Source organism: Cytobacillus sp. FSL H8-0458 (assembly GCF_038002165.1).
Classification (GTDB): domain Bacteria; phylum Bacillota; class Bacilli; order Bacillales; family Cytobacillaceae; genus Cytobacillus.
The window spans coordinates 2,167,206-2,179,734 of record NZ_JBBOBR010000001.1 but is presented as its reverse complement, the minus strand read 5'-3'; the positions used below and the strand labels follow the sequence as shown (position 1 = coordinate 2,179,734).

Genomic DNA, 12,529 nt, shown 5'->3' with positions numbered 1-12,529 from the left:
CAAAAGCACCTAAAAAAGGGGAGGATCGCATGAAGCCTTATCTTGAATTGGCGGTTGGATTTGCACGTACCGGTGTGACAGGGTATGGAGGAGGTCCTTCGACGATTCCACTGATCGAATTTGAAGCAGTCAAGAAATATAAGTGGATGACAGAGGAGGAATTCGGAGAGACTCTGGCGTTAGCCAATACATTGCCCGGACCGATTGCAACGAAGATGGCTGCCTACATCGGCTATAAAGTCAAAGGCAGCATAGGTGCCACTGTAGCCATCCTAACGCATATCCTTCCTTCTATTATCGCAATGCTTACTTTGCTTGGCGTTTTATACTCCTTCCGCCAGTCCCCGATTGTCAGTGGAATGGTGCAGGGAGTGACACCTGTAATTGGTTTTATGCTGGCAGAGATGGCCTATCGTTTTTATCAGAAAGGCAGCCAGGGGTTAGGATTGCCTAAAAACCTCATATTGGCCGCAGTGTCATTAATTTTTGTGCAATTTTTGGAATGGCATCCCGGTATTTTAATTGCAATCGTCTTAAGTACTGCATTTTATATTGCCCACCGGAAAGAACAGGCGAATAAAAAGGCAGCTGAAGAGTACATGCCAGTAAGGGAGAAAAGTTCATGATCTATTGGGATATCTTTTGGGCATTTTTTATAGCGAATTTATTGGGTTATGGAGGGGGACCGGCAACAATTCCCCTCATACAAATTGAAGTAGTCAATAACAATGGCTGGATGTCACTCTCTGAATTTGGGGATGTTCTAGCCATAGCCAATGCGCTGCCGGGTCCTATAGCAACGAAAATGGCCGGATTTATCGGTTATGAACTTGGCGGAGTATTGGGTGCGGCGGTTGCTTTAGCCGCAACCATTCTGCCATCTGCTTTGGCAGTGATTGTGCTGTTTAAGTTTGTGAATTTATTCAAAGATTCCCCTAAAGTAAAATTAATGACTAAATCAGTACAGCCGATCATTGCTGTCCTTCTGGCGGTCATGGCCTATCAGTTCTTTATGTCAGCCTTCGAAAAAAGCGGAATGCTGCACCTTTTGCTTCTTGCAGCCGTCAGCTATTTAACATTAATCAAATTCAAGGTTCATCCTTCTCTTGTTATATTCGGAGCTTTATTTTATGGAGGGATCTTTTTATCTTAAACAGGCGGTGAAACAATGGAAAAAACATGGGAGGAAAATAACTTAATATCTATACGCGAACATGCGTATTTGTATCTGAAAAAACTTATTTTAGAAGGAGAATATCAGGCTGGGGACAGACTGGTAGAAAGAGAACTTGCAGCCAAACTAAACATCAGCCGCACGCCGATCCGTGAGGCGTTGTTCAGGCTGGAATCCCAGGGCTTCGTGAAAACAGTTCCCAGAAAAGGTGTGGTTATCTCCAATATTTCAGAGGATGAAGTACTGGAGGTCTTTACCATCCTTTCTTCTCTTGAGGTGCTGGCTGTAAAATTGGCGGCTCAAAGAATGGATTCAGACACACAAAAAGAGCTGGATTTCAAAATCCGAGAACTGGTGATACTGAATGAACGGGATGAGGAACACTTCAATTCCGAACATATCCAGATGAACAGGCTGATTAATAAGGCATCCAAAAGCCCAAAGCTATATGAAATCCTATCAGGCTTGATCGATTTCATTCATATGGCTGCCAATATGGGATATGAAACACCCGGAAGAAGAAAGGACTCATTAAAAGAACATATCGATATTATGAAAGCACTTCGCGATAAAGATGCCGAAATAGCGGAATACCTGATGAGGATTCATATTGAAAATTCAAAGAAGGCCTATATGGCCTATGTGAACCGAATTAAAAAAAGAGGCTCTAGTAAAAATTAAGCAGCCGATCTAGCGCATTATTCAAGATAGAACCATTCAGACAGAGAGAGAAGAATAATAGGGGAGTGAGTCCGAAGTTTGGGTATCTTAGGACAAGAAAGGAAAGTTGGAAAAATAGAGTCCGAACTAGCAACTTCTTTGGAAAGTTAAAGAAGAAACCTAGGAGATTGAGTCCCAATGAGTGTTTGTCCTCCATTTAAATATTTAAAAGTTTAGTATTGTCTGAATATTACTTATATGGTATATTGTATACCAAGAGCTAGGTAACATGCCAAACAACCAATAAACAAAATAACGAGGAGGAATTGTTTCATGCCAAACATCCATTTTGTCAACAGCAGCAAAACTCTGGAAGTGCCTGAGGATTCTAATATATTAAGAATGTCGCTCCGTTATGATGGTGATCTGCCAAATCGCTGCGGCGGCGGAATTTGCGGCACTTGTGTTTTTAAAACGGAAGAAGGTTCCGAATATCTGGACAACGTGAAAATCCAGGAAAAAAGAAAGCTGGGAGAAGAGTGGCTGGAAAAAGGCTACCGTTTAGGATGCCAGACTTTTGTAACAAACGGGGATGTTACCATTTCCTGGGATGATAAAGTGACAGATCAGGTAAAAAAGAGAAAGCCGGATAAATTGAAGCAAGCCGTTTCTACAGGAAAATGAAATTCCCTAGACTGCATTCTGTAATGGAGGAACTCAATTTCAGCCCGTTACAGAATGCAAAATAAACACCCAATAATATAGAAGAAGGTGAAATTATGTGGGTTTGCAGCACTCATTTAAAAGAAGCCATGCAAATATTAAAAACACCTCATATTCGAAAAGCACCATATGAAATCAAATGCTCACTTTGTGAAAATCATGCTTTCGCCAAAGTCTATTATACTCACCGCTCATTTAAATTCACTAAACAACTTTATTCTTCATTAAAACAAAGTGTTTCCCAGGAGGCATAGTGATGGAAGGGGTAAAAAAGGGAATTGAAGAAAGACTGGAAGAGCTGAATATCCAGCTCCCTGTATTGACTGATATCCGAATGCCTTTTGAACCGGGCGTTATCTCAGGAAAGATTGTCTATTTGTCCGGGCAAACACCCAGAGTAAATGGTCTTCAAAAGTATACCGGAATTGTCGGGGCAGGCATTTCGATCGAAGAAGCAAAGGATGCGGCACGAATTTGTACGCTGAATTTGCTGGCAGCCCTTAAAGGAATAATTGGAGATTTAAATAAAGTGAAAAGAATCATCAAAATGGATGGATATGTTGCCTCAACAAGTGACTTTAAATATCATCCGATCGTCATAAATGCAGCATCAGAACTGCTGCATGATATTTTCGGCAAGGAAAATGGACACGCACGTAAAGCAGTGGGATTGGCTTCACTGCCAGGTGGGGCTCCTGTAGAAATTGAAATGATTGTTGAAATAGAATAAATTCCGAACAAGGGCTGCTCAATTTAGAGCAGTTTTTTTGTGACTTAAAAAACTAATTTCATAGATTCACTGTCATGGTAAAATGATTGAGGATATTGAAGATAAGAAGGAGGGTACTATGAAAAGAGCATTACTGCTAATCGTAACCATTATTCTTTCTGCAGTTTTTCTTATTGCATGCAGTTCAGCTGAAGAGAATAAGGACGATAAAAAGGAGTCTGATCAAAAGAAATCAGCTGAAAATGTGGAAGGGGCTGACGGAGAAGATTCTGAGCAAACTGTAAAAAACTTTCCTTCTGTTCCCAAGTCTTTCAAAGAATCTGCTGAATATGACATGACAGGAGAATTTGCAGGAGAAGAGTTTTCAGAAGAAGCAAAAAAGAAGATTAATGAGCTTCCTGAAATTAATAAGGATTCGTCAGAGGAAGAAATAGAGGCAATGGAACAGGAAATATTTGCGCTGTTTAAAGAAAATCTAAATTTGCCTCAAGTGCCAATTGACCAATGGGAAGCAATGAAATTTGCTGACCCAAGTGCCGGGGCGGAAGGTCCGCAGGTTAAGGAAAATTATAATGTGGCTATATTGCTGGATTCCAGCGGCAGCATGGGGGCGCTCGAGAACGGGCGGACAAGAATGGATTTAGCCAAAGAGGCAATTCAGCAATTTGTTGAGAGTTTGCCTTAAAAAGCTAATGTCTCTCTCAGTGTTTATGGACATGTGGGCACAGGTCAGAAAAAGGATAAAGAAAAGTCCTGCAGAAAGGTTGAAGAAGTTTATCCGCTTTCAGCTTATGCCCCTGCTGCATTCACAAGTTCATTAAATCAGTTTAAGCCTGCAGGCTGGACACCTATGGCTAAAGCGGCCGAGCAGGTGATGAAGGATTTAAAGGAAATGGATGGAGAGAAGAACACCAACATTATCTATTTAGTCAGCGACGGGATTGAAACATGTGGAGGAGATCCAGTTAAAGCAATGAAAAGCCTTGGTGCCTCCAATCTCAAGCCCGTTGTCAATATCATTGGCTACCAGGTAGACAATGATGGACTTAGTTAATTAAAGGAAATGGCAAACGCCGCCAATGGCCAGTTTGTAAACGTTCAAAATCAGCAGGATTTAAAATCTGAATTTAACAGGACAGCTGAAATGGCTAAAGTATGGTCTGAATGGCATGAAGACGCCAATGCAGCCATTAACAACCTGTTTAATACTGTACAATCACAGCTGAATGAATGGCACAAGACAGAGCAGGAAAAGATGAACAGAGAACACAAAAATCTTCAATTAGCGGTAAATTATTTGAATGATCAAGAAAAAATTGATACAGATATTTTCTTAAGATATGATGATCATTACAGGGATTATTTTTTGACAGTGGATCAGGAAGCGCGTGATTTATTCTTAGAGCTCGATTACCTAAATCGCGACTCTTTCCTTGATAATTGGGATGAGATAACAGATCGATTTTTAGAAAATGTTAATAAGTAAATTGATAAAGAGTCTGCTCAAAAAGTATTATGGAGCAGGCTTTGTCTGAATATAGGACTAAAAAAAGGATTCTCTTCACTTTTACCGAATTAAAGTATAACAGAACCAAAGGGAGGATTTTATGCAAACATTAGAAAAACTTAAGCGCAGATGTTGGTATCTTACTCCTGTTTCAGAGACAGACCGTCCCATTTTAGGGGCTGTGGTCGGGGATCGAATGACTTTGATGATTGATGCAGGTAATTCTGAAGCTCATGCTCAACTATTTTTAAGCGAGCTGGAGAAACATCAAATAACTTCACCAAGGATGGTGGTGTTGACTCATTGGCACTGGGATCATATTTTTGGTTTGTCTCGACTGGACATTCCATCTATTGCTTCCAGACGGACCAAAGCTGAAATGGAAAAACTAATCCCATATTTATGGACAGATGAAGCATTAGATGAACGTGTGGAAAACGGAGTCGAAATAGAATTTTGCGCGAGCGCCATAAAGAAAGAATATGGTAATGACCGGAGTATTAAAATTAAACTTCCAGATATCACTTTCGAGAATAAGCTTGAAATCGATCTTGGCGGTGTGACTTGCCAACTGCAGCAAGTCGGCGGAGACCATTCTCCAGATTCCGTAGTGGTATATATAAAAGAAGAAAAAATATTATTTTTGGGTGATGCGATTTACGCGAATCTTTACGCAAGTAAATGGAAATACACGGAAGACCTCATGCTTCAGTTGTTGGATGCAATAGATCAATTTGATGCAGATACATATATTTTATCCCACGGGACTGCAATTTCAAAGGCAGAATACCAGGAGGAAGCGGCCACGCTCAGGAAAGCAGCACACCTAAGCGAAAAATACGAAGGACAGATGGAAGAAATGAAGAATGCCTATCAATCCTATGTCAATCGTGAACTGAATGAGAATGAGTTAGAAACGATACAGTACTTTGCAAATGGCTATGAACTGAAAGGACCTTCAAGGAGGCTGCCATGAACAATTTTTCTGTTAATCTATCAACCGTTTTTACAGAAGTCCCTTTTTTGGACCGATTCAAAAAAGCCCGCGAAGCTGGTTTTGATCTTGTAGAATGCCAATTTCCATATTCTTATACAATAGAAGAAATCAGAAATGAGCTTGAGCACAATGATTTATCATTGGTTTTAATAAACCTGCCTCCCGGTCATTGGGAAGAAGGGGACAGGGGCCTTGCTGCAGACCCCAATCGCAGAGAAGAATTCAGAGAATCAGTTGAAATCGGGATCCGTTATGCGAAAGGCCTTGAGGTAAAGCAGATTCATTGCATGGCGGGGGTACACCCAAGTAATAATCAGAATATTTTTATTGAAAATCTCTCTTTTGCGGGCACTGCTATGTCTGAACACGGAATTAACTTATTAATTGAACCAATCAATCCAATCGACATGCCTGGCTATTTCTTAAATGATATCCAGCAGGCTGAAGAGATAATCAATAGTGTCGGTTTGCCGAATGTAAAGCTTCAATTCGACTTTTACCATATTGAAAGAATACATGGCCAGGCTCTTTCTTTTTTTCAAAAGTATGCTGAGCTGGTTTCACATGTACAGATTGCAGACTCTCCGGGCAGACATGAGCCGGGGACGGGGGAAATGAACTATAAAGAGATCCTCCTATATTTGCAGAAACACTATAAAGGCAGTATTGGTCTAGAATATAATCCGCAAGGCAGAAGCGCTGATAGCTTTGCTAGGCTGAAAGAAGTGACCTCATGAAGATCGGGTTTATAGGAACAGGCGTGATGGGCTCCAGAATGGCCCAGCGGCTATTGGGCCATGGTTTTCAAGTGGCAGTACATAACCGGACATTCAAAAAAGTGCAGCCGCTCATTGAAAATGGAGCGATTTATGAAGAAACAGTAAGTGAGCTTTCCAATCAATGTGAAATTATATGCACTTGTCTTTCGATGCCTCAGGATGTAATGACCGTTTATATGAGTAAAGAAGGAATCATAAACACTGCGAAGCCCGGAACGATATGCATTGACTTTACTTCAGTAGGGGCCGATACGAGTAAAATCATCTATGGGATGGCAGGTGCAAAAGAAATCAGTTATCTTGACTGTCCTGTCAGCGGCGGACCAGAAGGGGCCGAAAACGGCACTTTAACGATCATGGCTGGCGGCGGGGAAATGGCCTTTCAGAAAGTTAAGCCGGTACTTGATGTGCTCGGTGAAACTATAGAATATATGGGACCTTCGGGGTCAGGCAGCATTGCCAAGCTGATCAATCAGTACCTTGTTGCTGTCCACTCGCTGGCTGCCTCGGAGGCTATGGTAACCGGAGCTGCATATGGACTGGAAAATGAACAGCTATTAAAAGTCCTGAAAGCAAGCTATGGCGACAGCAAAATCCTTCGCAGGCATATGGAACAATACGTATTACCACGCCATTTCACACCAGGAGGGGCAGTCAAATATGTATATAAAGACGTCCGGCTTGCAAACCAGCTATTGCAGGAAGCCGGCCTTACTCAATTTACCGGGCAGATGGCGGAAAAAGCATTCCAAACAGCAGCAGAGAAAGAACTAAGCGAGCAGGATATGTCGGCAGTGATAAAGATTCTAGAGGAAGAGACGGGCACTGTTGTGAAGATGAAAGGTTAATGTGCGGGTGCAGAAATGCGTCCGTTTTTTGTTTAATCTTTTAGCTTTAGGGTCTTCATTCTTCGGCAAATTCACCTGAGGTGTTTCTTTATTAAAATATCAGTATTTTCTGCTATAATAATAATCTGAAATAATAATAGAGAAACCGGGAGAGCGGCAATGAAGCGCAAAAAAAGCAAAAAGCGTACAAAACGCAGTTCAAATATAGCCTTACTGTTATTTTTTATGGTTTTGACTTTCGTCTTATTTGACCAATTCAAGCAGCTTAATATAAAGGAAACTGCAGTTTCTTTGCTGCCAAATATGGTATCTAAAGATGTCCGGAATTACACGCCTTTACTTGAAAAGGAATTGAAAGAGGTCAATCTCGAAGAATACACACTCGTTCTGGCCGCGATCATGCAGCAGGAAAGCAAAGGGAAGGGAGGGGATCCGATGCAGGCTTCTGAATCAGCAGGATTACCCCCAAATGCCATCCAGGATCCGGAACAGAGCATTAAGCAGGGTGTAAAACACTTTCAGAAAGCTTTAAATTATGGAAGTCAAAAAAATGTAGACTTCCCTGCCGTTATCCAGGCTTATAATATGGGAATCGGATATATTGACTTTGTCGCTGAACAGGGCGGAAAACACAGTGAAGAAATCGCAAAGCAATTCTCGCTCAAGCAGGCTGAAAAGAATCCTGAAGTTTATGATTGCGGAGGCGATAAGAATAATTTCCGCTATCCATACTGTTATGGTGATTTCACATATACCACGAAGGTAACAAAGAATATCGAGATTCTCACAGCAAGCGGCACAGGAAAAAATGGGGAATATAAATCAGTTTGGTAAAACGAAACATAATAATATTATGGTAAACAAAACAAATCGCACAACCTTATAGTGCGATTTGTTTTGTAAGAATACTTGTTTAGCAGTACACCATTCAGCAAAACTTCTGTCCACTTGTATAATTCCTCAGGAGTGCTGTACATCCCATATGCTCACTGCGGGATGCTCATATCGACAAATTCTGTGTAAATTACTTCTTCCCAAAACGAATGACCGGTGGCCAAGTCCTTCACAATCTTGCGGCCATGATCTATTCCTGTATTTTTTAGTTGAAGTGGTTTAAAAATATTTTCCAGGAGGAATTGTTCATAGGGTAACCCTAAAACGTTTTCAATTAAAGCAGTCAGGAGCAGATATCCTGTATTGCTGTATTGCATGTCTTTACCGGGTTAGAATTGCAGCGGCCTGCTTAAATCCAATTGACGGATTGTTTCAGGCTGGAAAGAAGGCGCATATATTTCTCCCAGTATTCAGTAAAATCAGCCACACCCGAAGAATGGCTTAATAAATGGTGGATAGTCACACCATTTTCAGAAGGGAAAATGTTAATTTAGGCATTGATTTCATCTGAAAGATGCTGCTCCTTTGCTGGTGAAGAAAAAGGACAGCAGCGGTGGTAAATGACTTTGTTAAAGAGCCGAATCGGAATTTGGTAATAGACGTGTCTTCAATGGCATATTGATAACTTGATAGTACATATCCTTTATTCAGAATGACTTCCCCTTAATTTGCGGCAAGTACAGATCCATTAAAATATTGCCCTCGGCAAGTATGTCCATATACTCATTAATTTGCTGTTTCCTGCCCATGAAAAAATTCTGCCTTTATGTATAATTGTTTACCATTCTTCATATATATTGGCTGTTGTCTGATTTTTTCTCCTTCCCTGGAAAATCATAGATTCATAAGTTTTTTATATAAAAAGTGAAACCAAATTGCGTTTCATTCGTCTATATAGACGTGCAGCATTTTTAAATGTTCAAAAGTCAGCTCAGGCTGTGAACAGGGCACTCACTCTGTTTTATAGTGATTAAAGAGCAGTTTATCTGGACATGCTTGACATTTTTTAAAATGCGAGTATAGTTATATTCTTGTGCAGTGCTTTTTTGCCTGTTCATAGATTATTAATATTTTTCAGGTAAACTAATAATTAGGCTGATTGCCAACTTTAAATTTTTAAATTACTAGCGAAATATGTTACAATAATGTGCTAGAAGGCAGGTGTATGATTTTGAATACTTTACTTCATAAAAGTCAGGATATATTGAATAAATATATAGGCTTTTTCTTTTTAGCAGTATTTCTGCTCTGGATGAAAACGTATATTACTCAAATGACACAATTTAACTTAGGCATTGAAAGTGCCTTGCAGCAGTTCCTTTTATTCATTAACCCGCTTGGGTCTTCATTGCTGTTTTTAGGAATTGCAATCTTTTTTAAAGGCAGAAGAAAATATATCGCTTTGATGGTTATGTATTTCTTCCTATCGTTCCTGCTGTTTGCAAATGCAGTGTACTACCGTTTCTTTAATGATTTTATTACACTGCCGACATTGACGCAGACACAGAATTTCGGTGACGTCAGCGGAAGCATCAGCTCACTATTAAAGCCAACTGATATCTTTTTCTTCCTTGATTTTATCGTGCTTGCCGGCTTGCTTATTTTTAAAGCCGTTAAGATCGAAACAAAGGATTTGACTCGCCGCAGATCAGCAGCTTTAATTTATGCGTCGCTTGCCATTTCCTTTGCAAATCTGGGCCTGGCTGAAACAGACCGCCCGGAGCTTCTGACAAGAGGATTTGACCGTAACTATATTGTGAAATATTTAGGCATGTACAATTATACGATCTATGATGCAGTGCAAAGCACCAAGGCATCCGCACAAAGAGTTATGGCGGATAGCAGTGATACAACCGAAGTCATCAACTTTACGAAATCGAATTATGCTGAGCCGAATCCGAAGTATTTTGGAAAAGCTGAAGGGATGAATGTGATCTACCTTCATCTTGAATCGATTCAGACATTCTTAATGAATTATGAATTGCATGGTGAAGAAGTAACACCATTTCTGAACTCGCTGATAGAAGAAGAAAATACAACGTATTTTGATAACTTCTTCCATCAGACTGCACAAGGGAAAACAGCAGATGCTGAGTTTATCCTTGAGAACTCCCTATATGGGCTGCCGCAGGGTTCTGCCTTTACAACAAAAGGCATGAATACGTACAATGCAGCTCCGGCAATTCTGAAGGATAAAGGATATACTTCTGCAGTCTTCCACGGCAACTCCGGAAGCTTCTGGAACCGTAACGAAATTTATAAATCATTTGGATATGATAACTTTTTCGATGCAGATTATTATGATCTAAAACCTGAAAACATGGCTGACTACGGTCTAATGGATAAGCCGTTCTTTGAACAATCCATGCCGTATCTGGAGTCTCTGAAGCAGCCGTTCTATTCAAAATTCATTACTGTGTCCCATCACTATCCATATCATATGGATCAGGAGATGGCTACAATTGAACCCCATACTACAGGGGACAAATCAGTTGATAATTACTTCCAGACAGCCCGTTATGCTGACGAAGCGCTTAAACAGTTCTTTGAACAGCTGAAGGCTTCCGGTCTGTATGAGAACTCAGTAATTGTCATGTATGGTGACCATTATGGAATTTCCAAAAATCATAATAAAGCAATGGAAACAGTGCTTGGAAAAGAAATTACACCGTTCGAAAGTGCCGGTCTGCAGCGTGTTCCTCTATTCATCCGTGTACCTGGCATGGAAGGCGGAGTAAATCATGAATTTGGCGGCCAGATTGATCTGATGCCAACATTGATGCACTTGCTTGGCATTGATACTAAACAGTATCTGCAATTCGGCACCGATTTATTATCAGAAAATCATGATGACCTTGTGCCGTTCCGTAACGGAGACTTCATGAGCCCAACAATTTCATCTGTTGACGGAAAGTACTATGATTCCACAACGGGTGAACTGCTGGATGAAAGCCGTTTTGAAGAAGCGAAAAAACTCCAGGAAAGTGCTGAGCAGAAATTGGCGCTATCTGATAAAGTGGTAAACGGAGATCTTCTCCGCTTCTACCAACCGGAAAACTTCGAACCGGTTGATCGTTCAAAATACGATTACAAAGCAGAAAACAATGGGGTAATCAAGAAGAACGAAGAAACTAAAGAAACATCTGAAACTGAACCAGCTGATAAATAAATTAAAACTGCCTGCGGGAGATCCTGCAGGCAGTTTTTTACGCATTTTTTTAATTCTAGAACAAAAACCTCTGGACAGATTTAAAATATACCTTAATTAAAGTGCTTAAAAACTGTTTTAATGTAATGCATATTTTATAATGATACATAAAGAAATATATACCAAGGGGGAGTAAAATGAAGAAGCTTGCCGGCAAAAAAATTGCACTATTAGGTTCACGGAAAATAGAAGAAATAAGCAAGCTGCTGCAGAATCAGGGTGGGGCGGCAGTAAGCAGGCCCTCGCAGGGAACAGTACTGCTGAAAGATGAAAAACTCCAGCATCATGTAGAAATGCTGACTGAGTGCAGATTCGATTGGATTATTTTTACGACTGGAATCGGTGTCGAGACCATTTACCAAACTGCTCTTGAAATGAATAGGAGTGATGCCCTGATCAGCAGCCTGCAAAAAGCAAATATTGCAGCAAGGGGGTACAAAACCGCCAACATGCTGAAAAACCATGATATCATGCCTGCAGTGCGGGACGATGACGGCAGTATGGCAGGCTTAATTCGAGGGCTCTCAACACATTCTCTAAAAGGGACGAAAGTAGCTCTGCAGCTTCACGGGGACCCGGCACCGCACTTGAAACAATGGCTGGAAGATAACCAGGCGGAGTATGAAGAAATTCTTCCATATACCCATATTCCTCCGGAGGAAAAAGTGATGAATCTGCTGCTGTCTGAGATCCTCGACGGGAAGCTCGATTCCGTATTTTTCACAAGCACTCCCCAAGTACGAAATTTATTCAGCTTCGCCCGGAAAAAGAATGCAGAAGAACAATTGAAAACCTGTTTTTCAGATCAGACTGTGGCGTTATCGGTTGGAAAAGTAACTGCTCAAGCTTTACATGAAGAAGGAATTGCAAGAGTCATTTTTCCGGAAGTCGAAAGGATTGGCAGTGCGGTAATTGCATTAACCCGTTTCTATGCGGAAGAAGATATTTAGGACTGATGTTTATATTCATCATATGCAGCAGTGCAGAGCCTTTTTAGGCTCTTTTTCAA

General features: G+C 40.7%; 15 protein-coding genes. 14 read left to right on the top strand and 1 reads right to left on the bottom strand.

The window, feature by feature from the left end:
• The first annotated feature begins 29 nt into the window (after positions 1-29).
• The 12 genes from NYE23_RS10640 (at position 30) to NYE23_RS10585 (ending at position 8,252) form a co-directional block, all read left to right on the top strand.
• Positions 30-626, top strand: coding sequence for a chromate transporter (locus tag NYE23_RS10640; protein WP_341077722.1), 597 nt, complete (start codon positions 30-32; stop codon positions 624-626).
• Entirely contained in the window at positions 623-1,153 is a 531-nt protein-coding gene (locus NYE23_RS10635) for a chromate transporter (protein WP_341077721.1), read from the top strand. The genes NYE23_RS10640 and NYE23_RS10635 overlap by 4 nt, the downstream gene beginning before the upstream one ends.
• A gap of 15 nt (positions 1,154-1,168) precedes the next feature.
• Complete coding sequence (locus tag NYE23_RS10630; RefSeq protein WP_341077719.1) at positions 1,169-1,855, top strand: GntR family transcriptional regulator; 687 nt, start codon at positions 1,169-1,171, stop codon at positions 1,853-1,855.
• Between the two features lie 312 nt (positions 1,856-2,167).
• Positions 2,168-2,518, top strand: coding sequence for a 2Fe-2S iron-sulfur cluster-binding protein (locus NYE23_RS10625; protein ID WP_341077718.1), 351 nt, complete (start codon positions 2,168-2,170; stop codon positions 2,516-2,518).
• A 295-nt stretch (positions 2,519-2,813) separates the two neighbouring features.
• Positions 2,814-3,287 carry a RidA family protein gene (locus tag NYE23_RS10620; protein ID WP_035330531.1) on the top strand — a complete coding sequence of 158 codons (474 nt, stop codon included), beginning with the start codon at positions 2,814-2,816 and terminating at the stop codon, positions 3,285-3,287.
• A gap of 118 nt (positions 3,288-3,405) precedes the next feature.
• The gene (locus NYE23_RS10615) at positions 3,406-3,972 is read left to right on the top strand and encodes a hypothetical protein (RefSeq protein WP_341077717.1); all 567 of its coding nucleotides are present in this window, start codon (positions 3,406-3,408) and stop codon (positions 3,970-3,972) included.
• 33 nt (positions 3,973-4,005) lie between these two features.
• Positions 4,006-4,341, top strand: a complete 336-nt coding sequence (locus tag NYE23_RS10610; RefSeq protein WP_341077715.1) for a hypothetical protein — start codon at positions 4,006-4,008, stop codon at positions 4,339-4,341.
• Between the two features lie 90 nt (positions 4,342-4,431).
• Entirely contained in the window at positions 4,432-4,773 is a 342-nt protein-coding gene (locus NYE23_RS10605) for a hypothetical protein (RefSeq protein ID WP_341077712.1), read from the top strand.
• 121 nt (positions 4,774-4,894) lie between these two features.
• Entirely contained in the window at positions 4,895-5,770 is an 876-nt protein-coding gene (locus NYE23_RS10600) for an MBL fold metallo-hydrolase (RefSeq protein WP_341077707.1), read from the top strand.
• The gene (locus NYE23_RS10595) at positions 5,767-6,528 is read left to right on the top strand and encodes a hydroxypyruvate isomerase family protein (protein ID WP_341077704.1); all 762 of its coding nucleotides are present in this window, start codon (positions 5,767-5,769) and stop codon (positions 6,526-6,528) included. The genes NYE23_RS10600 and NYE23_RS10595 overlap by 4 nt, the downstream gene beginning before the upstream one ends.
• Positions 6,525-7,418, top strand: a complete 894-nt coding sequence (locus tag NYE23_RS10590) for an NAD(P)-dependent oxidoreductase (RefSeq protein ID WP_341077703.1) — start codon at positions 6,525-6,527, stop codon at positions 7,416-7,418. The genes NYE23_RS10595 and NYE23_RS10590 overlap by 4 nt, the downstream gene beginning before the upstream one ends.
• 159 nt (positions 7,419-7,577) lie before the next feature.
• Positions 7,578-8,252, top strand: coding sequence for a lysozyme family protein (locus NYE23_RS10585; protein WP_341077701.1), 675 nt, complete (start codon positions 7,578-7,580; stop codon positions 8,250-8,252).
• 152 nt (positions 8,253-8,404) lie between these two features.
• Here the strand turns inward: NYE23_RS10585 and NYE23_RS25280 are convergent, their stop codons facing one another.
• Entirely contained in the window at positions 8,405-8,629 is a 225-nt protein-coding gene (locus NYE23_RS25280; protein WP_445662597.1) for a serine hydrolase, read from the bottom strand.
• Positions 8,630-9,477: 848 nt separating this feature from the next.
• Between NYE23_RS25280 and NYE23_RS10580 the strand changes: the two genes are divergently transcribed.
• Together NYE23_RS10580 and NYE23_RS10575 are read left to right on the top strand one after the other, a co-directional pair.
• Positions 9,478-11,481 (top strand): LTA synthase family protein, encoded by a 2,004-nt coding sequence (locus NYE23_RS10580; protein WP_341077699.1) that lies wholly within the window; start codon positions 9,478-9,480, stop codon positions 11,479-11,481.
• A gap of 176 nt (positions 11,482-11,657) precedes the next feature.
• The gene (locus tag NYE23_RS10575) at positions 11,658-12,470 is read left to right on the top strand and encodes a uroporphyrinogen-III synthase (RefSeq protein ID WP_341077698.1); all 813 of its coding nucleotides are present in this window, start codon (positions 11,658-11,660) and stop codon (positions 12,468-12,470) included.
• Positions 12,471-12,529 lie beyond the last annotated feature (59 nt).

Coding starts and splice junctions, on each gene's coding strand:
- NYE23_RS10640 (WP_341077722.1), top strand. CDS start 30: ATGAAGCCTTATCTTGAATTGGCGGTTGGATTTGCACGTACCGGTGTG.
- NYE23_RS10635 (WP_341077721.1), top strand. CDS start 623: ATGATCTATTGGGATATCTTTTGGGCATTTTTTATAGCGAATTTATTG.
- NYE23_RS10630 (WP_341077719.1), top strand. CDS start 1,169: ATGGAAAAAACATGGGAGGAAAATAACTTAATATCTATACGCGAACAT.
- NYE23_RS10625 (WP_341077718.1), top strand. CDS start 2,168: ATGCCAAACATCCATTTTGTCAACAGCAGCAAAACTCTGGAAGTGCCT.
- NYE23_RS10620 (WP_035330531.1), top strand. CDS start 2,814: ATGGAAGGGGTAAAAAAGGGAATTGAAGAAAGACTGGAAGAGCTGAAT.
- NYE23_RS10615 (WP_341077717.1), top strand. CDS start 3,406: ATGAAAAGAGCATTACTGCTAATCGTAACCATTATTCTTTCTGCAGTT.
- NYE23_RS10605 (WP_341077712.1), top strand. CDS start 4,432: ATGGCTAAAGTATGGTCTGAATGGCATGAAGACGCCAATGCAGCCATT.
- NYE23_RS10600 (WP_341077707.1), top strand. CDS start 4,895: ATGCAAACATTAGAAAAACTTAAGCGCAGATGTTGGTATCTTACTCCT.
- NYE23_RS10595 (WP_341077704.1), top strand. CDS start 5,767: ATGAACAATTTTTCTGTTAATCTATCAACCGTTTTTACAGAAGTCCCT.
- NYE23_RS10590 (WP_341077703.1), top strand. CDS start 6,525: ATGAAGATCGGGTTTATAGGAACAGGCGTGATGGGCTCCAGAATGGCC.
- NYE23_RS10585 (WP_341077701.1), top strand. CDS start 7,578: ATGAAGCGCAAAAAAAGCAAAAAGCGTACAAAACGCAGTTCAAATATA.
- NYE23_RS25280 (WP_445662597.1), bottom strand. CDS start 8,629: ATGCAATACAGCAATACAGGATATCTGCTCCTGACTGCTTTAATTGAA.
- NYE23_RS10580 (WP_341077699.1), top strand. CDS start 9,478: ATGATTTTGAATACTTTACTTCATAAAAGTCAGGATATATTGAATAAA.
- NYE23_RS10575 (WP_341077698.1), top strand. CDS start 11,658: ATGAAGAAGCTTGCCGGCAAAAAAATTGCACTATTAGGTTCACGGAAA.